Annotated in this window: 19 protein-coding genes and 1 tRNA gene; 18 read left to right on the top strand and 2 right to left on the bottom strand. The window is 54.8% G+C overall.

From position 1 onward, the window contains the following. Nucleotides 1–9: 9 nt before the first annotated feature. From DWV16_RS05490 to DWV16_RS05410, 17 genes are all read left to right on the top strand, one after another. Nucleotides 10–738 (top strand): P-loop NTPase, encoded by a 729-nt coding sequence (locus DWV16_RS05490; RefSeq protein ID WP_118478085.1) that lies wholly within the window; start codon nt 10–12, stop codon nt 736–738. A gap of 132 nt (nt 739–870) precedes the next feature. Further along, entirely contained in the window at nt 871–1275 is a 405-nt protein-coding gene (gene mgsA / locus DWV16_RS05485; protein ID WP_066452797.1) for a methylglyoxal synthase, read from the top strand. A 339-nt stretch (nt 1276–1614) separates the two neighbouring features. Continuing rightward, a complete protein-coding gene (locus tag DWV16_RS05480) occupies nt 1615–1941 on the top strand; it encodes a hypothetical protein (RefSeq protein ID WP_066452799.1) in 327 nt (108 codons plus the stop codon). Between the two features lie 50 nt (nt 1942–1991). Next, entirely contained in the window at nt 1992–3317 is a 1326-nt protein-coding gene (gene hisS / locus DWV16_RS05475; protein WP_118478083.1) for a histidine--tRNA ligase, read from the top strand. A 288-nt stretch (nt 3318–3605) separates the two neighbouring features. Continuing rightward, the gene (aspS, locus tag DWV16_RS05470; protein WP_118478081.1) at nt 3606–5393 is read left to right on the top strand and encodes an aspartate--tRNA ligase; all 1788 of its coding nucleotides are present in this window, start codon (nt 3606–3608) and stop codon (nt 5391–5393) included. A gap of 61 nt (nt 5394–5454) precedes the next feature. Continuing rightward, nucleotides 5455–6681 carry a class I SAM-dependent rRNA methyltransferase gene (locus DWV16_RS05465; protein ID WP_118478079.1) on the top strand — a complete coding sequence of 409 codons (1227 nt, stop codon included), beginning with the start codon at nt 5455–5457 and terminating at the stop codon, nt 6679–6681. Nucleotides 6682–6769: 88 nt separating this feature from the next. Continuing rightward, a complete protein-coding gene (locus DWV16_RS05460) occupies nt 6770–7495 on the top strand; it encodes a hypothetical protein (RefSeq protein ID WP_118478077.1) in 726 nt (241 codons plus the stop codon). A 175-nt stretch (nt 7496–7670) separates the two neighbouring features. Continuing rightward, the gene (gene rplM / locus DWV16_RS05455) at nt 7671–8099 is read left to right on the top strand and encodes a 50S ribosomal protein L13 (protein WP_066452812.1); all 429 of its coding nucleotides are present in this window, start codon (nt 7671–7673) and stop codon (nt 8097–8099) included. 18 nt (nt 8100–8117) lie between these two features. Further along, nucleotides 8118–8516, top strand: a complete 399-nt coding sequence (gene rpsI / locus DWV16_RS05450) for a 30S ribosomal protein S9 (protein WP_066452814.1) — start codon at nt 8118–8120, stop codon at nt 8514–8516. A 416-nt stretch (nt 8517–8932) separates the two neighbouring features. Then, nucleotides 8933–9979, top strand: coding sequence for a G5 domain-containing protein (locus tag DWV16_RS05445; RefSeq protein WP_066452816.1), 1047 nt, complete (start codon nt 8933–8935; stop codon nt 9977–9979). Nucleotides 9980–10149: 170 nt separating this feature from the next. Further along, nucleotides 10150–10226: transfer RNA gene (locus tag DWV16_RS05440), tRNA-Arg, on the top strand. 472 nt (nt 10227–10698) lie between these two features. Next, nucleotides 10699–11376, top strand: coding sequence for a GntR family transcriptional regulator (locus DWV16_RS05435; RefSeq protein WP_079987981.1), 678 nt, complete (start codon nt 10699–10701; stop codon nt 11374–11376). Nucleotides 11377–11632: 256 nt separating this feature from the next. Beyond that, nucleotides 11633–12334: a cyclase family protein gene (locus DWV16_RS05430; protein ID WP_066452819.1), complete on the top strand. Its 702-nt coding sequence runs from the start codon at nt 11633–11635 to the stop codon at nt 12332–12334. A 52-nt stretch (nt 12335–12386) separates the two neighbouring features. After that, nucleotides 12387–13910, top strand: coding sequence for an amidohydrolase family protein (locus DWV16_RS05425; protein ID WP_118478075.1), 1524 nt, complete (start codon nt 12387–12389; stop codon nt 13908–13910). A gap of 47 nt (nt 13911–13957) precedes the next feature. Next, on the top strand, nt 13958–14686 hold the full coding sequence (locus tag DWV16_RS05420; RefSeq protein ID WP_066452821.1) for an aspartate/glutamate racemase family protein: 729 nt from the start codon (nt 13958–13960) through the stop codon (nt 14684–14686). A gap of 17 nt (nt 14687–14703) precedes the next feature. Further along, nucleotides 14704–16110 (top strand): cytosine permease, encoded by a 1407-nt coding sequence (locus tag DWV16_RS05415; RefSeq protein WP_066452823.1) that lies wholly within the window; start codon nt 14704–14706, stop codon nt 16108–16110. Between the two features lie 75 nt (nt 16111–16185). Then, nucleotides 16186–17577 (top strand): C69 family dipeptidase, encoded by a 1392-nt coding sequence (locus tag DWV16_RS05410; RefSeq protein ID WP_158572788.1) that lies wholly within the window; start codon nt 16186–16188, stop codon nt 17575–17577. A 112-nt stretch (nt 17578–17689) separates the two neighbouring features. Here DWV16_RS05410 and DWV16_RS05405 read toward each other — a convergent pair whose 3' ends face one another. Next, a complete protein-coding gene (locus tag DWV16_RS05405) occupies nt 17690–18709 on the bottom strand; it encodes a LacI family DNA-binding transcriptional regulator (protein WP_147349428.1) in 1020 nt (339 codons plus the stop codon). Between the two features lie 209 nt (nt 18710–18918). Here DWV16_RS05405 and DWV16_RS05400 point away from each other — a divergent pair, with 209 nt between their 5' ends. Then, nucleotides 18919–19206: an acylphosphatase gene (locus DWV16_RS05400; RefSeq protein WP_066452826.1), complete on the top strand. Its 288-nt coding sequence runs from the start codon at nt 18919–18921 to the stop codon at nt 19204–19206. 53 nt (nt 19207–19259) lie between these two features. On the opposite strand, the gene DWV16_RS05395 is transcribed toward DWV16_RS05400, so the two are convergent. Further along, entirely contained in the window at nt 19260–20294 is a 1035-nt protein-coding gene (locus tag DWV16_RS05395; protein ID WP_118478071.1) for a LacI family DNA-binding transcriptional regulator, read from the bottom strand. Nucleotides 20295–20486: the final 192 nt, after the last annotated feature.

Genomic DNA, 20486 nt, shown 5'->3' with positions numbered 1-20486 from the left:
GAGGGCCCTATGGCACAGATGATACTGGTGACCGCCGGACGCGGCGGCGTTGGAAAATCCACAGTGACCGCGCTTCTGGGCGGCGCGCTTGCGCGCGCCGGGAAAAGCGTGCTGCTGATCGAAGCTTCGCACCGTTCGCTCGACGTGATGTTCGATGTGGCGGACAAGGTGCTTTTTGATCTTTCGGATATTCTGGAGGGCAGGTGCGAGGTAGCTGAGGCGATGCTCCAGGTCGGCGCGACAGAACGGCTGCAACTCATCTGCGCGCCGATGGAACCGTTTGATGAGATCCCGCTGGCGGTTTGTGAGGAGCTGATGCGGGCGCTTGATACGCATTTTGATTTTATCCTGGTTGAAGCGGACGGACATGACCGGGAGCTGCTGATCGTGCTGACGGCGGTGATCGACCGCGCGATCATTGTGGCCACGGCAGATCCGGTGAGCGCCAGGGACGGGCGCTCGGTATCGGATCTGCTGGCCGCGGCGGGCGTGATAGATATCCGGCTGTGCGTCAATATGCTGCCGGGCGATTTTCTCAAACAGCGGGCAATCCCGGATCTGGACTGGCTGATCGATCAGATCTGCGCACAGCTCATTGCAGTGATCCCTTACGATAAATCGATGGCCGTGTTGCATGGTCTGTCACAATCGATCAATTTGTCCAATATATCCAAAATGGTATTTGATAATTTTGCACAAAGAATTCTTGGAAACTATATTGATTTATTGATCCAATAAGTGCTATAATATAATATGTAATTTTGTCTGGAATTTCGTGGAAAGGGACTCCGTTTCTGTGGCTTTCGTGGATCCGCGGCAAAATACTTGATTTTTTCCCAAGGTTTGGATAATATAGAGGAGGCAACGCCCATGAACATCGCACTGATCGCACACGACTCCAAAAAGGAGCTGATGGTGCAGTTTTGCATCGCCTATTGCGGCGTCTTCAGCCGCCATAGCCTTTGCGCCACCGGCACCACCGGAAAGATGGTGGCGGAGGCAACCGGACTGGAAGTGTTCCGTTTCCTCGGCGGATCGCAGGGCGGCGACCAGCAGATTGCGGCGCGTATCGCCTGCAATGAGATCGACCTGCTGCTCTATTTCCGGGACCCGATCCGGGCCAATCCCGGCGAACCGGATGACGCGGGGCTGCTGCGCCTTTGTGATGTACACAACATCCCGGTCGCGACCAACATCGCCACTGCTGAAGCGCTTATCCATGCGCTGGAGCGCGGCGACCTCGACTGGCGCAACATTGTAAATCCAAAGCGTTGACCCGTTTTTGATAAAGAGGAAAGGCGTCGATGCGGGAACAGTACCAACAGCATGCGGACAGAGAAGCCGGACCTGGCTGAGAGCCGGCATACGCGGGATGCTTTTGGGAAGGACACCTGTATAGCCTGCCGTGAGAACGGCACGTAAAGCCTGCGTTAAAGGCCTTGAGTGGGATGCGTTCAAAGCATCCAACAAGGGTGGCACCGCGTGGAAAAAACCTCGTCCCTTTGCAATGGCAGAGCTTTGCATCGAGACGGGGATTTTTGTTTTTTCTGCGGCCCCATAGGCAGGCGCCTTCCAGCGTACCATCCGGTGGGAATTTGCTTGGGGGTGAAAAGATTGGACAGGCTCACAAAGGACCTGCTTTCGCTGGCAGCTGTGAGCGCGGTGGTTTTTTATGGGCCGTGGATTGCGGCCAGGACGGCGGAGGGATTTTCGTACAGCTTTCTGTTTCCCATTTTCCATGCGGGGAACGTGCTGTTCGGGTATCCTATCTTCTGCCTCGTTGCCGGGATGCTCTGCAGCGGGCGGCACGGGTTTTCCTGGTTGCGGGCGCTTCTGCCCGCGCTTGTTTCGCTTCGTTTCTGGGAGATGTTCCCGCTTTATGCCCTGGCGGGGCTGCTGGGCGCCTGGATCGGCGGCAGGGGGCGTAAAAAAGGCCCCTGATACATTTAATTCCCGTTTCAAACAACATTTCAGATATAGGAGGAACCTTCATGGCATTACTCACAAGCGCCCCGCGCGGAACGCAGGACGTTATTCCGGCGCAGAGCCGGAAATGGCAGTATATCGAACAGACCGCGCTGGAAGTTGGCAGGCTGTTCGGCTTTTCGGAGATCCGCTTCCCGACCTTTGAGCACACCGAACTCTTCAACCGTTCGGTGGGCGATACGACCGACGTCGTCCAGAAGGAGATGTACACTTTCAATGACAAAGGCGGCCGTTCGATCACCCTGCGTCCGGAAGGCACCGCGGGTGTGATGCGCGCCGTGCTGCAAAACGGCCTGCTCAATGACGGCATCCCGCTCAAGGTGAGCTACCTGACCAGCTGCTTTCGGTATGAGAAACCGCAGGCGGGACGGCTGCGCGAATTTCACCAGTTTGGCGTGGAGATGGTCGGCTCCGCGAACGCCGCCGCCGACGCACAGGTCATTGGTGTGGCCAAAGCGATCTTTGACAAGCTCGGAATAAAGGATCTGCGGCTCGAGCTCAACTCGATCGGCTGTCCGGAATGCCGCGCGAAATACCACGCGGCGCTCAAGGACTACTTTACCGCGCATATCGATGAGCTCTGCGAAACCTGCCGCGGCCGGCTAGACAAGAATCCGATGCGCATCCTAGACTGCAAAAGCCCGGTTTGCGCGGAGATTGCGAAGGGCGCTCCAGTCGTGCTCGATTATATCTGTGACGATTGCCGTACGCACTTTGAAACACTCAAGGGCAATCTCGACGCAATGGGTATTTCCTACCAGGTGAACCCGACTATCGTGCGCGGGCTTGACTACTATACCCGCACGGTGTTTGAATTTGTCGCGACCGGCATCGGCGCACAGGGGACCGTCTGCGGCGGCGGGCGGTACGATGGACTGATCGAGCTGCTCGGCGGCGCCCCCACCCCTTCGGTTGGATTTGCGATGGGGCTGGAACGGCTGCTGCTCGTGATGGAACAGCAGGGGTGCGCATTCCCGGACGCCAAGCCCTGCATGCTTTATATCGGCAGTATGGGAGAACCCGCTTCCCGGAAAGCGGCGGAGCTCTGCGCCGCGCTGCGCGAGGAGGGCTTTTACGTCGACTGCGACACCGTGGGGCGCAGTATCAAGGCGCAGATGAAATATGCGGATAAGCTGCATGCAAAGTTTAGCTGTATCATCGGCGACAATGAGCTTGCCGAGGGCAGCGTGAAAATCAAGCGGATGGACAGCGGAGAAAGTGAAACAGTCTTTCTCGACCCGAACGACCTGACTCGTTACATCTATGGCGAAACACTGAGTGACCTGAATGAATTCACCGACGGCACCATGGGTTCCGTTTTGCGCTACTGAGTGCAAGCGCTGTCCGATGCTGGGGATTGAAGGAAAAACCGATTGAAAAATGCGCGTTGGGAGCGCAAAACGCCGGCTTCAGCCCTGAGCTGACCGTGTGTTGGGAGCGTTTGCGGCGCGAGTTTTGGCAAGGCGTCCGCCGGGATTTCGCAAGGGGTCGGCTAGTCCCCTTGCGCGAACTTTTGGTTACTTTTCGTTCGTCCGAAAAGTAACCCGTGGAGCGCGGCGCACCGCGCCGGTCAGGCCGCAATACAATCTAAATTTACAGAAAAGGGAGACTATAAAAAAATGGATACCATGCAGGGACTTAAACGAACCAAATACTGCGGACAGTTCACCGCGGACGATATCGGCAAAGAAGTGGTAGCCTGCGGGTGGGTGCAGAAAACCCGTGATCTTGGCAACCTCATTTTCATCGATCTGCGGGATCGAAGCGGTATTGTGCAGCTCGCCTTTGATGACGGCACCGCCCGCGATGTACACGAAAAAGCCGCTTCGGCGCGCGCGGAATACGTGCTGATGGTGAAAGGCGTGGTGCGCCGCCGCGAATCGGTGAACCATGAAATCCCCACTGGTGAAATTGAAATCTATGCAGGAGATCTGCGGGTGCTCGCCAAGGCGCAGACCCCGCCGTTTGAGATCACTGACCACACTAACGTCAAAGAGGAGCTGCGGCTCAAATACCGCTACCTCGACCTGCGGCGCGGCGAGATGCAGGTCGCTTTGATGATGCGCCACAAGATCGTCAAGATCGCCCGCGACTATTATGATGAGAACGGCTTCCTTGAGATCGAAACCCCAATGCTCATCAAGTCCACGCCGGAAGGCGCGCGCGACTATCTGGTGCCCTCCCGCGTGAAACCGGGCTGTTTTTATGCGCTGCCGCAGTCGCCCCAGCAGTACAAGCAGCTGCTGATGCTTTCCGGCTACGACCGCTATATGCAGATCGCGCGGTGCTTCCGTGACGAGGACCTGCGCGCTGACCGCCAGCCGGAGTTCACCCAGATCGATATGGAGATGTCCTTTGTCGAAGAAGAGGACGTTATGGCCGTCAACGAGGGTTTCATGGCCCGCGTTTTCCAGGACGTGCTGGGCATCGAGGTGCAGACGCCGTTTTTGCGGATGCCTTACCAGGAAGCGATGGACCGTTTCGGCTCGGATAAGCCGGACACCCGCTTCGGACTGGAACTCTGCGACCTGTCGGATCTGCTCGCGAACTGTGAATTCAAGGTGTTCAAAGGCGCGTTGGAGGCGGGCGGCAGCGTGCGCGCCATCAACGTGAAGGGCGCGGCGGCAAACCTCTCCCGCAAAGAGATCGACAAACTTACCGATTTTGTCAAAACTTACAGGGCCAAGGGTCTTGCCTTTACCCGGCTGACTGCGGACGCGGAATCCTCCTCATATGAAAAATTTCTCACCGAGGACGAGAAAAACGCCATCCGCGCGCGCATGGGAGCCCAGACCGGCGACGTGATCCTGGTGGTGGCCGACGGCAGCAGCCAGGTCGTTTATGACAGCCTGGGCGCGCTGCGCTGTGAACTGGCACGCCGGCTCGATCTGATCCAAAAGGACACTTTCAACTTCCTGTGGGTCACCAAATTCCCGCTTTTCGAATACAGCGAAGAGGAGGACCGGCTGGTCGCCAAGCACCATCCATTTACCCACCCGGCGCTCGAGGACCTCGACAAACTCGAAAGCGACCCGGCCCACTGCAACGCCCGCGCCTACGATATGGTCCTCAACGGCTGCGAAGTCGGCGGCGGTTCGATCCGTATCAACAATCCGGAGCTGCAGGATCGGATGTTCAAGGCGCTTGGATTCACCGAGGAGCGCGCGCACGCGCAGTTTGGCTATCTGATCGACGCGTTCAAGTACGGCGCGCCGCCGCATGGCGGCATGGCCTATGGCCTTGACCGTTTGGTGATGCTGATGCTCCAGAAGGATTCGATCCGCGATGTGATCGCCTTCCCGAAGGTGCAGAATGCGAGCGAACTGATGACTCAGTGCCCGGCTGAGGTGGACGAGCAGGCCCTCAAAGAGCTTTCGCTCAAGCTCGACATCCAGAAAGAAGAATAAACCCGAAGTATTTTGCAGGGGAAACTTCATCCGGAAGTTTCCCCTGTTTTGGAGGAAGCAGATGAAAGAACGCAATTTTCCGCAGGCGCAGATCACCCGAAAAGGCCAGAACGCCCTGGAAGGCGGGCATCCGTGGGTATATGACACGGAGGTCGCAAAGCTTTCCGGCCCGTATGAAAACGGCGGGCTTGTCGATGTGGTAAGCGACAAGGGCCGGTATCTGGGCACCGGGCTGCTCAGCGAAAAATCTAAGATCCGCATCCGGCTCATCTCCCGCAACGCGAACGACCGTTTCGACGAGGCCTTCTGGGAGCGCCGGTTCCATTACGCATGGGAATACCGCAAGGCGGTCATGGGGGAACAGGATCTCTCCTGCTGCCGGGTGATCTTTGGGGAAGCGGACCAGTTCCCTGGCCTCACCGTCGATCGATTCGGGGATGTGCTGGTCACCCAAACCCTTTCGCTCGGCATCGAGCGGCTGAAACCGGTGCTGTTTCCCGCCCTTTACCGGGTGCTCACAGCGGACGGGCAGGCGGTGCGCGGTATCTATGAGCGCAACGATGTGGCGATCCGGGAGCTTGAAGGGCTGGAGCAGAGCAAGGGCTGGTACCCGCTGCCCGGCGTGACGCCCCCGGAAAACACCGAAACGATCATCACCGAGAATGGAATCGAATACCTGGTGGACTTCGAGAACGGACAAAAGACCGGTTTTTTCCTTGACCAGAAATATAACCGGCAGGCGGTGGCAAAGCTTGCGAAAGGCAAACGGGTGCTCGACTGCTTCACCCACACCGGATCGTTTGCCCTGAACGCCGCGAAAGGCGGCGCGGGACATGTCACGGCGGTGGACATCTCGGAAGCGGCGGTAGCGCTCGCGCGGGAAAACGCGAAGCGAAACGGCCTTGACGGCCTTATGGACTTTCAGGCGGCAAATGTATTCGACCTGTTGCCCACCCTCGAAAACAGCCCCCAGAAATATGACTTTATCATCCTTGACCCGCCGGCTTTCACCAAAAGCCGCAAAACGGTCGAGTCCGCGTCGCGCGGCTACAAGGAGATCAACCTGCGCGCCATGAAACTGCTGCCGCGCGGCGGATATCTGGCCACCTGTTCCTGTTCGCACTTCATGACCGACGAGCTGTTTCGGAAGATGCTGCACGCCGCGGCGCGCGACGCGGCGGTGCAGCTGCGGCAGATCGAAGCGCGCCAGCAGGCTCCCGACCATCCGATCCTCTGGAATGTGCCGGAGACCGACTACCTGAAATTCTACCTGTTCCAGGTGGTCTGACGGCGCAGAAGCGGGATGCCTGTCCCACTTTTTGCATGTGGGTGGTTTCATTCGTAAGCAGTATTTGCGGAAAGGAGAATCTTCCGTTATGAAAAAAACATTTGCAGCGCTTCTATGTGCCCTGCTTCTGCTCGTGGGCTGCCAGTCCCAGGCCGGAGTGCCGGATACCTCCGTATCCTCCGCGCCGCCGGTCCCCGGCGTTTCGTCCATATCCGAACCCGAAGCTTCCGAAGCGGTAGAACCGGAAACCTCCGTGCCGGAGACTGAAAAGCCGCTCACAGCGACGGACTGCGCGCCGCGTTTTGTGCCGGACGGCTGGCAGGTCTTTGTGGTGCGCCTTGCGGTCTATGACCAAGCGGACCGCAAGGAGATCGGCTATAACGGGCTGGCACTCGCTGTTCCGGCAGGCTGGACGAACGGCTCGGAGCCGGACGAAAACGGTATGACCAGCTCGATCAGCTTTTCGGATGAAAATGGCAGGAAGATGCTCGATATCTTCGGCGGGCGGAATATGGAATGGGAGGGCTTCCCGGACGAAAAGAACATCAGCGATTCGCCCGAAATGACCCCGCGCACCGACCTTGTGATCGATAGCCGCCCGGCCGCGGCATATATTGGGGAACCGTCCGTGATGGATGGCGGCGGACCGGAAATCCGGGTCACGGTGCCGCGCGTCTACGAGATCCTTTCGGGCGATTACCGGATTGGAATGAATGCCTATCCGGACGAAAACGACCTGGCGGCGCAGAGCGCGGTGCTGGAGCAGATCCTCGCAAGCGCCGCGGTCACGCCCGGAAATTTTGAAAAAACGTGATTTGGGTTTTGAGCATACGAGAGAATAAAAGAGAAAACAGGCGAAAATGGGAGTATCCATTTTGTAAATTAAATTTTTCTGAAAAAAGTGTTGACATGCCGTGCCCGGCAGGTTATAATACAAACTGTCGTCTAATGGAATTAGAATAATACTGAAGAAATTTGGAGGAAACGGTATGTCTACTACAATGCCTAAAGCAGCCGAAATTACCCGCAAGTGGTATATTCTCGACGCTGCTGGAAAACCGCTTGGACGTACGGCGGCCACCGCTGCCAACATCCTGCGCGGCAAACATAAGCCCGACTTCGCCCCGAATGTTGACTGCGGTGATCACGTCATCATCATCAATGTCGAGAAAGCGGTTCTGACCGGCAAAAAGCTCGAGCAGAAAATGTACCGCCATCACAGCGGATGGGTCGGCGGCCTCAAAGAGGTTAAATACAGAATCTTTATGCAGGAATCCCCGGAGAAAGCGATGCTGCTGGCTGTGAAGGGCATGATCCCTGACACCACGATCGGCCGCAAAGCGCTCACCAGATGCCGCGTTTTCAAAGGCGCAGAGCATAACCATGCCGCGCAGAAACCGCAGGCATGGACACTGTAAGGAAGGGGGATAAAAAGAATGTACGAATCGAGACCTTATTTTTACGGCACCGGCAGAAGAAAACAGTCGGTTTCCCGTGTACGGCTGTATCCCGGCACCGGCTCCATCACCATCAATGGCCGTGACATCGACGATTATTTCGGCCTTGAAACCCTGAAACTGGTTGTCCGCCAGCCGCTGAACCTGACCGATACAGTCGGCAAGTTCGATGTCGTCTGCACCGTTACCGGCGGCGGCGTTTCCGGCCAGGCAGGCGCGATCCGCCATGGCATTTCCCGTGCGCTGCTCCAGTCGAGCGATGAGATGCGCCCCATCCTGAAGAAGGCCGGGTTCCTTACCCGTGATCCTCGTATGAAAGAGCGTAAGAAGTACGGACTCAAAGCGGCCCGCCGCGCTCCGCAGTTCTCCAAACGCTGATTTCAGTATATTGCTTGTCAAAGGGCCTCCCGTTTTTCGGGAGGCCCTTTTTCGTCTTCGCGTTTTCTTGTCGGCCGTGTTTTGCAAATATGCCTCGCAAATGAATGTTAGAGCAGGAAAAATTGTAGTAAAATTTTTGTGAATATTTACCGCAAGCCCGACTTTGGATTGTAGAAAATTTGTCCAGATTTGTCACAAAACATTTTAAAAAAACAGATAAAGCGCCATTTGGGCGAAGATATTGCACAACCGGAATTTGACAAAACTGTGGATATTGAATATAATGGCAACTGCTCTGCTATACTAAGCACAGGGTGATTTTTCCAACATCAATTGCGCAAATCCAACTGACAGAGTACACCCTATGTAGGTCTCCGCGGGCTTGCCTGCGGATGGAAAAGCGAGAAGGAGTAACTATGATAAACCTATGGAACAAAGTCCGCGCGCTGGGCAGATTTATGCGCAGCCGGGCCTTTGCGGTAAGCATGTTGTCGGTGGTGCTGGCCTTTGTGGTATTCCAGATCACCACCCGTACCAACGTTGTTTACTACATGGATCAGGATCAGCGTACGATCACTTTTACCATGGAAGATCAGCCGGAAAAAATTCTGCAGCAATTTGGGAGCGGAATGCTTTCGTCAAAGGACATCAATTTTTCCGGGATATCCGGACACTTTGCACAGATCAATGCGGACCACCTGCTGGAAGCCAGCATCACCGTTGACGGTGCGACCACCCTTTATCAGGTCAAACGTGGTACGACCGTGGGGGAACTTCTTTATCAGCAGGGCATCACCTACGACGGCAATGACCTGCTCAGCCCCGCGTCCGACAAACCGCTGGAACAAGGAGATAAAATCCAGCTGCAGCGGGTGGAATATGAGCGGTATACGGTGGACAAACCGATTCCCTATAAGACGGTGCATAAAAACACCTCTCTGCTGCGCGTGGGCGCGACCCGGACCATCCAGCCGGGCATCGATGGGATCAACACCCAAACCTATGTGCGGCGCACAGTAGATGGGGTGAAAGAGGACGTGCAGCTGCTTGGTGAGCATGTGACCAGACAGCCGGTGACTGAAACCATTTTAATCGGATCGGTGGCAGCGGTTTCACCCCTGGATTTCGATTTGGATGTGGATGAACATGGAAAGCCGATGGAATATGCCAGACTGCTGACCGAACAGATCGCTACCGGCTATAGCGCCCGCCCGGGCGCAAAGACTGCCAGCGGACGCTATGCGGTTCCGGGGCATGTGGCGGTGGACCCACGGGAAATCCCGTACGGTTCCAAACTCTATATCGTTTCGCGTGACAACAGCTTCATCTACGGCTGTGCGATCGCGGCCGATACCGGGACAGGCTTGATGCAGGGGATCGTGGATGTGGACCTGTTCTACGACACCTATGCGGAAAGCGCGCTCAACGGGCGCAAAATTCTGGATATCTATGTTTTGGAATGATTTTTTCCGGCCGCGTCAAAAATATGGCGCGGCCGGAAAAAATATAAAATAATACTTGACTTCGCTTGGTAAATATAGTATTATAGTAGGGCTGACGAAAGCTCCGTAAGGGCAGGCTGGACAGGCTTGTTATGAAGCGGAAGCGCTCTCGTCGGATGCCGTTCATAGATGCGCGTGTAGCTCAGCTGGATAGAGTGACTGGCTACGAACCAGTAGGTCAGGGGTTCGAGTCCCTTCACGCGCGCCAAATGTTTGGCGGACCGCCCACACCTTTTTGGTGTGGGCGGTCTTTTTGTATTTGCAGAGTGTGCAAAGCTGAAGCCATGTGGATTCCATTCATAAACGGGTGCAAAGCGGGAGGGGAAAACCTACCGGATCGTGGCTCGTTTCCAATTTTACATACAATTAATTGGCTGGGATGATGGACTCCACAGATGCAGCTCACAATGAAAAGTGCTCTGGAGAGGACGTTTCCGGACAAGGACATCTCTGACAAACCTGATTTTATATTTGTTAAGGCCTGCTCTATTGCAATTCTGTACAAAAGGATTTCGGAATCTTTGTAAAGTCGATGGAATTTCCTCGAATGGTATTGACATGCCTTTTGGGGGATGCTATCATCAAGTTAATAAAAATTGCATGCAAAAATCCATTATTTATCGTAAGAAACGTTAAATTTAAGAAAATTTTGCGAATTTTGTATACAACGAGGTGTACTTGTGAAATCTGGTGATCAATTAATCGTGACTTCGATCGTCGAAGTACTACGCAAAAAAATTATCAGCGGGGAACTCCCGCCGGGCAAAAAAATGCGGGAGGTGGAACTGTCAGCCGAATTTTGCGTCAGCCGTACCCCCATCCGGGAAGCATTCCGTGTCCTGCAGTCCGAAGGACTGCTCACATATATTCCGCGCTGCGGGGTGATGGTAGCCGACGGGCTCGATGATCTGAAAGTATTTGAGATGATCCAGGTGTGGGGGCTTCTCTCTACCGAAGCGTCCTTTCTGGCTGCCATGAACGCCACCGATTCGGAGAAGGCGGAACTTTTGCGCATCCAGGACATCATGGAGCGGGATCCTTTTGAGCCAAACAAGATGGGGAATCTGGATCATCGGCTGCATGGCGCCATTGCGAAAATCAGCCGGAACTCCGCACTTTACGATTATGTCTGCGATATCCAGAGCCATCTGGGAAGCCTGGCTTTTGCGACCCAATTCAATGAACGCAGGTATGTAAATTCAGTGATGGAACACAAGAACATGGTAGATGCCATTGTCAACGGCCATGCCGAACTAGCGCGCGCCTACACCCAGATCCATTTCCAGCTGTCCGCGGCTTTCCACCGTGGCAACGTCCAAGAGTTCAATCAACGCCTTTCCGGGAAAAAAGGCCCGTGAGATACTTTGAAATCACAGTAAAAAAGAGGCTGCTGCGGACTGGTCCTCCGCAACAGCCAGATGGTTAATTACACTTGGGGAAGCGTAGCTTAACCGTTTTCCAGTTTACGCTGTTTCCTGATTTCTGTCAATTGTTTTTTCTAATTGGCACGGGAAATGGGTACGAACAGGAAGCTTTGGTTGCTGCTGGTTTGCAGAGGATCTTTCCGGCCTTTTTCATAAATGTCCATATACAATTATGAAGGAGGTCTCACAAATGGCAAAGAAAGTATACGATCTGACACAGGAACTCTACATGGGTATGCCTATCTGGCCGGGACATGTGCGTACCGTGGTCTGGACCCACGATACCCATGAAGGCACCTTAAAGGAGCCGGGTGGGTATTCCTGGGAATCCCGCGGCATCATGGTCAGTGATCACGGCGGCACCCATGTGGATGCGGTCACCCATATGACTGACGATCCAGCCGCACCGTCGATTGAACAGATCCCGCTCGACAAGTTCTACGGGACGGCGGTCTGCCTGGATGTCTCCGAAACCGACCGCGATGGCTTCATCACACCTGAAATCCTCGACAGGGCGGAAGAGAAACTCAGAGCCGCAGGGCAGGAGATCCGGCCGGACGACATTGTTCTGCTCTTCACCGGCGCCTGGGCCTATCATCATGACGACAAGGACTTTTTAACCCGTTACGCCGGACTCGATGGCCCAGGAACCGAATGGCTGGTCAATAAGAAGGTCAAGAATTTCGGTATCGACGCCCCCAGCACCGACAATCCCAAAGCACCGTGGTTCCCTTCGCATCTTGTAACCAAGGAACATTGGCTGATCCACATCGAATACCTGGCGGATCTGCGCCCGGTTGTCAATAAACGTTTCATGTTCTACGGCTTCCCGCTCAAAGTCAGAGGCGGCACAGGGTCCCCGATCCGTGCGGTCGCTGAAGTGGATGAATAACCGATACGGTTCGTGTAACCGCCACAGGTCACTTTGAGAAGGAGGGTAAAGCATGGAAAATATCCGTCGGAAATTACTCAAAAATGCGCTCGTCATGACCCTGAACGAAAAGGACGAGATTCTCGAAAATGGTGATCTTTTGATCGAAGACGACTTGATCAGTGAAATCGGCCGTGGGCTGAATTCACAGCCGGGCGACCAGGTCATCGACTGTACCGGCAAACTGGTGATGCCAGGCCTTGTCAACGCACATCTGCACTCACAGGAAAACTTATTCAAGGGCTATCTGGACAATCTGCCGCTCGAAATATGGATGCTCTACACCTATCCGCCGCTTGCGTATGGGCCGATTTCCCATCGGCTGATCTATCTGCGCACGATGCTAGGTGCGATTGGCATGCTCAAAAGCGGGGTCACCTCGGTACAGGACGACTTCCATGAGATTCCGTTCGCAACGCTGGAAGGGGAGAGCGCCGCCATTCAGGCGTATGTTGACGCAGGGCTGCGCGCGAACGTTTCTATGACCGAGACGACAAAACACCTGTGCGATATGATCCCCTATCTGCGGGAGATCTTCCCCAAGGAGGTACAGGACAGCATTCCCAACTCGCGCGGTTCGGACGAAATTTACCATACCCAGGAGGAGATCATCCAGGCATGGAACGGCAAGGAAGACGTGAAGATTGTCGTTTCTACCGGCGCGCCGCAGCGGTGCGATATCGCGCATCTGCAGCGGATGTTCAGACTGGCGGAACAATACGATCTGCCGTACCATATCCACATCTGCGAAACCCGTGCGCAACGGGTCACCGGGCATGAATTTTATGGATCCACCATCGCGCAGTTCGCCGAATCTGTTGGGATTCTCGCACCGCGCACAACCATCGCTCACAACATTTGGGTGGATGAAAAGGATCTGGAAGTCTATGCCCGCACCGGCATCAACGCGGTGCATAATACGGTGAGCAACCTGAAGCTCTGCAGCGGCGTCATGCCGATCATCAAGCTGCGGGAAGCCGGGGTCAACGTCTGTCTCGGCACCGACGGCATGAGCAGCAACGACAGCTACAATATTTTCGAGGTGATCAAGACCACCGCGTTGCTGCATAAGGTCACCCAGCCGGATTTCACAAAAGCCCCCACCAGCGGGGAGGTCCTTCAGATGGCCACCAAAAATGCGGCCCGCAGCCTGATACGCTCGGACGAGATCGGATCGCTCGAGGAGGGCAAAAAGGCCGACCTGCTGATTTTGGACCTCACGACCGATGCGTTCGGGCCGCTGACTACCCCGGAGAATCTCAAAAACCATCTGGTCTATTGCGAAAACGGCACTTCAATTGAAAAATCCATCATCCGCGGAAAAATTGTCATCGACGGCCACAAGATCGTTTCCATCGACGAAAAAGCGTTGCTTGCGGAACTGCGGAGTCTGATGCCCGCTTTCTGGGAGGACTACAAAAAGACCAAAGCGGCCTCCGACAAGCTGGTTTCGTACCTTCGGGAAATGTATTGGAAGTGCATCAACCATCCCGATCCGATGTGGCGATTTACTGCGCCAAAGTCCGAGTACCTCTGAAGGGGTGGTTATCCGTCTGAGGCACCCGAACGATGGGAGGGACTATGATGAAAATATTGGTGATCAATCCAAATATTGTCCTGCCGATGACCCGCGATATCGAGGCGACTGCCCGTACAGCAGCCGGCCCTGGCGTGCAGGTCGACGCGGTCAGCCCGCGGATCGGGCCGTCGGCCATCGAATGCTACCTGGAATTCAACTATGCGTCGATCGGTGTGGTTGACACAATTGCCAGAACGGAAAAAGAGGGCGGCGCGGACGCCTATATCACCGCCTGTTTCTGTGACCCCGGACTCGAAGCGGGCCGGGAGATCACCGAAAAGCCAGTGGTCGGCATCTGTGAAGCGGCCGTGACCTACGCGCGGATGCTCGCCCCCAATTTTTCCATTGTTACCGTGCTGGATGCAACCAGGAGGCTTAACGAATTTCGGATGGTCTCCTACCACGCGGAAAAGCTCTGCAAATCAATCCGCCCGACCCATGTGGGCGTTTTGGAATTTCGAGAGAACCCGCAGTGCGGGCTCGACGCGCTTTTTGAACAGAGCCGACTTGCGGTGGAGGAGGACGGCGCTCGATGCATCCTGCTGGGATGTGCGGGTTTTGCGGCGGCCGCCCGTGAATTCACCGAAAAACTCGGCGTACCGGTGCTTGACGGGGTGACCCTGGCGGTACGGTTGGCGGAGAGCTTGGTACAGACTGGGCATAAAAATGTAGCAACGCTGAGCCGCGCGTACCTCGAGACAAAAACCATGAAGGGCTTCGACATAACCTTTTAAGATGGAGGAGGGACAACATGATTAATTTTGATATGCCCGAGAAATGCGACCTCATCAACGACGATACGAAACCTGTCAATTATGCCAAACGCCAGGTCGGCATGATCTCGCTGATCACCCTGTGGGTCGGCATGGAAGTGAACCTCGGCGCAATGATGATCGCCGGGCAGCTCTATCCGACCCTTTCGGTGGGGCAGGTCTATGTCATCATCGTGCTGGGCATGCTGACCATCGGTGTGATTCTGGGCTGTGTACAGGATATGGGGCTCAAGTACGGCATTCCCTTCATAGTGGCGATCAAGGCCTCCTTTGGATACCGCGGGGCTGCTATCGTGGGCTTCTTTGAATGTATCCCACTGGTCTTTTGGCTGGGTATTAACACCTGGGCCGGCGGCGAGGCGCTTTCAGAAATTTCCCGGATGCTCTTTGGCGTGTCGAATACGCTTATCGGTGTGCTGGTATTTATGGCCATCCAGATGTATCTTTGCTTTTATGGTATCAAGTTACTCAAATACTGTAGCTGGGTCGCCACACCAATTCTGCTTGTGATGTGCGGTTACGCTTACTATTCGCTCGTACAGCAGTCAGGCATGAGCTTTGGACAGATTCTCACGCAGGGCGGCACCGCGTTCACCTTTTCCAATTTTCCGATCTTTGCGGCGGCCTTTGTCGCGTATGTGGGCGCTTGGGTGGGCGTCATGGAAAAGATGCAGGACGTCACCCGCGACGTCTATACCAGCGACGCGGTCTCAAAAAGTTGGTGGAAGTCGAATTTTAAATATGTGATTGCACAGATCATCGGCCTTCTGCCGACAGGTATGTTGGTCAACGGCCTGGGCGTCATCTCGAACGCCACCACTGGAAATTGGAATCCGATCATCATGTTCAGCAATGTTTTTGGCGCGAAATCCACCGCCTTGGCGGTGGCGGCACAGATATTCATCGTTTTTGCGCTGCTCTCCACCAATCCGGTCGCGAATATGTATGGACCGGCTATCACCATCTCCAATTTCTCTAAGAAGCGGCTCAGTATCCGGCAAGCGGCGTTCATTTTCGGCATCATTGCCATCCTGATCCAGCCGTGGAGCCTCATCAACTATCTGAATAACATCATCACCTATTTCGGCAGCTTTATGGGTCCGATCTTTGCCATTTCGGTGGTCGACTATTTCATCATCCGTCACCGCGAGTATACGCTTGAGGACCTCTACTGGTCGAAAGGCAAATACCGTTATGACAAGGGATTCAGCCTCGCGGCCATCTATTCCATGCTCATCGGCTTTGGTGTGGGCTGTATTCTCAGCAGCTTCATGTATTTTGCCAGTATCCTTGGGGCGGGTATCGCCTACTATTTCCTGATGACCAAATGGTATCTGAAGAAGCATCCGGAAGTGGCCGACCTGCCGTTACCTTCCGTCGTTTGATCAGATCCGCACCGGCAAATGGGCGGCCTGCAAAATGATCCGTTTTGCAGGCCGCCCAAAGAAGGAGAAGAAGTTATGTATCATATGAATGAAGGCGGAGGGTGTTCTTCTATGGTTGCGCTGCCGGAAGCCACGGCGGACGGCAGCACTATCTTTGGCAAGAACAGTGACCGTCCTTTAAACGAATCACAGCCGTTCTGCTTTTATCCCGCGCGGGATTATCCAGAGAGGGCGCAGGTGGAATGCACCTATATCCGCATCCCGCAGGCCTCCCACACCTATGCCTGCTTCGGCTCGCGCCCCTACGCAATCTTCGGGTTTGAAATCGGGGTCAACGAGCGGGGCGTTGTCATTGGAAACGAAGCGGTCTATGGCAGGGAGATCCCCGAGCGGCGCTGGGGACTTTTGGGAATGGATATCCTGCGGCTGGCACTCGAGCGTGCCGACAACGCGGCGAACGCCGTGACAGTGATGGGGGAACTGCTGGAAACCTATGGAACCGGCGGTAATCCGGCGACGCGCGACCAACGCTTCAACGGCAACTATATCATCGCGGATGCGAAGGATGCCTACCGCTTTGAATCGATGCAGCGCTGCTGGGTGGCAAAAAAGATCGAACACGTTGGCTATCTCTCGAACTGCTATTCCATCCGGGATGACTACGACCGCATTGGGCGGGATACGCTGCGAACGGCTGCTGAAAAAGGCTGGACGCTGCCCGGGGAACGCATCGACGCGGCCAACTGCTTCACCCGCAGCGATCTTGTTTTTGCCGATGTAAAAAGCTTTCTGCGCTTTCCGCGCCTGCGGTACCTGATGGAGGGCCGGGAGCCCTTTACCCCCAAGATGATGATGCAAAATCTGCGTGACCACTATGAGGGCACCCCACAGGAAAGTCTCTTCTATGGGCGCGCCGCGGCCAAGGTGCCAGGCGTCTGTGGACATTCAGGCGGGCTCAGCGGCAGTACCTCGGCGGCAAGCGCGGTTGTGGTGATCCGGGCGGATGCGCCGGAACCGCTGCGTTTTACCTACTGGAACAGCATGTCTCCGCCCTGCTGTTCGGTGTTCCGACCGTTTTATAATATCCACTGGTTGCCGGAGGATCTCCAGCACGCGCACGCGCTGTTCGATGAGCGTGACCAGTGGTGGGTATTTATTGCGCTGGAGCGCTACATTGCGCTCAATTATGACCGGTTCGCACCTGTGGTACAGGAACGCTTTCAGGCGTTGGAGGACGATTTTCTGCAGGAAGCGGCTTCCCTGGAGAAGTTCTTCGACGGAAACGTCGAACCGCTGCGCGCCTTTTCGCTGCATGCCTCCTGCCAGAGCGTGCAACTTGCCAAGGACTGCCTAAATGAAATCAAATCCAAGCTGAAGACGACTGATATCGACCGCCTGCTGCTTGACTATTTCCAATTGTCGGCCGAGGGGTGCGGGATGCCTTACGACCAGCGGGTAATCCGTTAGAAGGGGGCTTTTGCAGTGGCCTGCCTTTCGGCGACAGGGCTTCCAAACAGAACAAGGCCCTCCGCAGGAAACTGCGGAGGGCCGTTTTTATCACATGATAAACAATACAAAATCAGCCGCCAGCTGGTCCGGTGGTCTTGCGCACGATGAGCTGGGGATCATAGATCACACACTCATTCGCGCTGGACGGCGCGGAGATTTTCTTATGCAGAAGCTCGGCGGCACGCCTGCCCATCTCGCCCGACTTCTGACGCATGGTGGTGAGGTCGATGCCTGCCACAGCGGAAAATGGGATATCATCAAAGCCGATAATCGACATCGTTTCCGGGATAGAAACCTGACGTTTGCGGCATTCGTCCAGAAAACCGATCGCCATCAGATCATTGCAGCAGATGAGCGCATGCGGCAGCTGGTCGAGCCGCGGCAGATAAGCCTGGGCGGATCGGCGACCGCATTCCATCGTCAGATCTCCGGGAATGAGATAATCGTCCCGATAAGGAAGATTATAATTTTTGAGCGCCTGCCGGTAAGCATCGTAGCGGGCAATCATGGCGGGGGAATCTGCCGGACCCATCAGGAAAGCGATGTGCCGGTGGCCGAGCTCGATGAGATGACGCGCTGCGGTATAGCCGGCCTGGAAGTTATCCTGGATAACGACGTTGCCGTCGAAATCGTTGAGATGACGGTTGAGCAGCAGCACCATTGGGCAGGAGAACAGACGGACCGCTTCCTTTGCCTGTTCGGGGTCGGCGGGCGGCATCATAAGGACCCCGCCGAAACTCGATGGCACATCGGTTTTTGCCAGCTCCTGCAATTCCTGCAGGGTGCCCTTGAACGGCATTGCGACGGGGATATACCCATTTTCAAGCAGGGCCTCCTGCGCATGATAGATGATATCCGCGTAGAAAGGATTGCGCACATCGCGGATAAAAATTGCGACAATATTTGAAGAACGGGCCCTTCTGTTTTCATAGGAGGAACCGCTCGGCGCATAACCGAGAGATCGGGCAATTTCTAGAATTTTTGCCCGTTTTTCCTGTCCAACTCCAGCTGTTCCATTCAACACGCGGGACACTGTGGCGGGGGAAACCCCAGCCAATTCGGCAATATCCCGGGCGGTATATTTTTCCACACGACCACCCCTATTTGGTATTATTATAAGCAATCCGTCGCAATTGCGCAAGCGGTTTGGAATGTTTTCTATTTATTGGATGAAAACAAGTTGATTTTCCTGCAATATTTCATAGGCCGCTTGCCAGATGCGGTGAAATCCACTAAAATAAGAGACGTTCAGATTTTGACAGGCTTATTGTAGGCTTTTAAAGATTGTGAGGGGTTCTGATGCAGAAGATCAGATGGTATGTACTGGTGTCCGGACGCGTACAAGATGTTGGATTTCGTTTTTTTTCGCGCTGTCTGGCGCTGTTGGGCGGATTGACGGGTTGGGTGCGAAACCGGCCGGACGGCAGGGTCGAATTGGAAATCCAGGGGCCGCAGGACCGTGTGAATACATTCCTTCGCCGGATGAAAAAAGGAACCCGGCGCGTCCAAGTGGAAACGGTGGAGACTGAACCGCGGGAAACTCTCCCAAATGAAAAGCATTTCATAGTCCGGTACGACGATATCTGAATCCGTGTGAAAAAGGAGATCCCCTGTATGGATGTACCATACGGGGGATCTCCTTATTTTTGTTTCCGATCCGCAGGAAGGACGCCGGTAGTCCGGCGCACAATCAGCTGGGAATCCAGGATTACATATTCATTGCCGCTTTCGGGGCGGCTGATCTTTTTATGCAGCAATTCCACCGCCTGGAAGCCCATTTCGGCGGTGGACTGGCGCATTGTGGTCAGTGCGATCCGCTCGAGCGAGGCGCTGGGGATGTCGTTAAAACCGATGACCGAAATTTCCTCTGGAATTTTGATGCCGTTATGTTCGCATTCGTCCAGAAAACCGATGGCCATCAGATCATTGCAGCAGATGAGTGCGGTCGGCAACTCACCTTTGGCGATGCAGGCAAGCGCAGTCTTTCGACCGCGTTCCAGCGTAAAATCCCCTGGATATACCATATCTTCCCGGAAGGGGATATTGTAGTACCCGAGTGCCTGCCGGTATCCCTGCAGGCGCGCGGCGCTTACCGCGGAGCGCTCCGGCCCGGTCAGGAAGGCGATCTTGGTGTGGCCGTACTCGATGAGGTGGCGGGTTGCGGTGTAACCCGATTGGAAGTCGTCCAGGATGACCACGCTGCAGCTCATCTCGCTGCCGACCGAATAGTTGAGCAGAAGCACCGTCGGGATGGTCAGGGACTTGAGCGAGTCGAGAAATTCGGGCGGTTCGTCGACAGATATGAGGATGAGTCCGCTCAGTCTCTGTGGGAGGCATGGGGTGCTGGAGCGGGCCTGCGGTTTCTGAAAATTGGAAAAAGGGAACAGGACGGGGAGATACCCGTATCGTTTCAGCCGTTTCTCCATATGATAAGCAATTTCCGCATAGAAAGGATTGCGCAGATCTCCGCCGATCACGATGCCGATTATCGAACCGCAGTCTCCGGTGGCGCGGTTCATTGCGATTTTGGGCGCATATCCAAGCGATTTTGCAACAGAAAGGATTTTTCGGCGGCTTTCGCCGCGCACGCCCGGGAAATTGTTCAGCGCGCGGGAAACGGTCGCCGGCGATACGCCGGCGATCTGGGCAATATCCTGAATGGTGTGTTTTTGCATTGAAACTCCCCCTCTGTACTGATTATAGCGCTTTCTCACCTTTGTTTCAATGAGTTTTTATGAATGCCTAATAAAAATGTGAAAAAATTTCAAAAATAATTTTTTATAAAAGAAATTTTAGTCGCAATTTGTTTATGCAAATTTGCTAAGATTTCTAAAAAAACTTTTTAAACTGTGGTTATTGCATAATTA

Origin of the sequence: Anaerotruncus sp. AF02-27 (assembly GCF_003465835.1) — a bacterium.
GTDB classification, from domain to species: domain Bacteria; phylum Bacillota; class Clostridia; order Oscillospirales; family Ruminococcaceae; genus Anaerotruncus; species Anaerotruncus rubiinfantis.
The sequence above is the reverse complement of the archived record's forward strand: the minus strand, read 5'-3'. Positions and strand labels throughout refer to the sequence as shown.

Excerpts from the sequence above, each read along its gene's own strand:
- rplM (WP_066452812.1), top strand. The coding sequence starts at position 7,671 with ATGTCTACTACAATGCCTAAAGCAGCCGAAATTACCCGCAAGTGGTAT.
- hisS (WP_118478083.1), top strand. The coding sequence starts at position 1,992 with ATGGCATTACTCACAAGCGCCCCGCGCGGAACGCAGGACGTTATTCCG.
- DWV16_RS05490 (WP_118478085.1), top strand. The coding sequence starts at position 10 with ATGGCACAGATGATACTGGTGACCGCCGGACGCGGCGGCGTTGGAAAA.
- DWV16_RS05430 (WP_066452819.1), top strand. The coding sequence starts at position 11,633 with ATGGCAAAGAAAGTATACGATCTGACACAGGAACTCTACATGGGTATG.
- aspS (WP_118478081.1), top strand. The coding sequence starts at position 3,606 with ATGGATACCATGCAGGGACTTAAACGAACCAAATACTGCGGACAGTTC.
- DWV16_RS05395 (WP_118478071.1), bottom strand. The coding sequence starts at position 20,294 with ATGCAAAAACACACCATTCAGGATATTGCCCAGATCGCCGGCGTATCG.
- DWV16_RS05425 (WP_118478075.1), top strand. The coding sequence starts at position 12,387 with ATGGAAAATATCCGTCGGAAATTACTCAAAAATGCGCTCGTCATGACC.
- mgsA (WP_066452797.1), top strand. The coding sequence starts at position 871 with ATGAACATCGCACTGATCGCACACGACTCCAAAAAGGAGCTGATGGTG.
- DWV16_RS05465 (WP_118478079.1), top strand. The coding sequence starts at position 5,455 with ATGAAAGAACGCAATTTTCCGCAGGCGCAGATCACCCGAAAAGGCCAG.
- rpsI (WP_066452814.1), top strand. The coding sequence starts at position 8,118 with ATGTACGAATCGAGACCTTATTTTTACGGCACCGGCAGAAGAAAACAG.
- DWV16_RS05460 (WP_118478077.1), top strand. The coding sequence starts at position 6,770 with ATGAAAAAAACATTTGCAGCGCTTCTATGTGCCCTGCTTCTGCTCGTG.
- DWV16_RS05410 (WP_158572788.1), top strand. The coding sequence starts at position 16,186 with ATGTATCATATGAATGAAGGCGGAGGGTGTTCTTCTATGGTTGCGCTG.
- DWV16_RS05420 (WP_066452821.1), top strand. The coding sequence starts at position 13,958 with ATGAAAATATTGGTGATCAATCCAAATATTGTCCTGCCGATGACCCGC.
- DWV16_RS05445 (WP_066452816.1), top strand. The coding sequence starts at position 8,933 with ATGATAAACCTATGGAACAAAGTCCGCGCGCTGGGCAGATTTATGCGC.
- DWV16_RS05400 (WP_066452826.1), top strand. The coding sequence starts at position 18,919 with ATGCAGAAGATCAGATGGTATGTACTGGTGTCCGGACGCGTACAAGAT.
- DWV16_RS05415 (WP_066452823.1), top strand. The coding sequence starts at position 14,704 with ATGATTAATTTTGATATGCCCGAGAAATGCGACCTCATCAACGACGAT.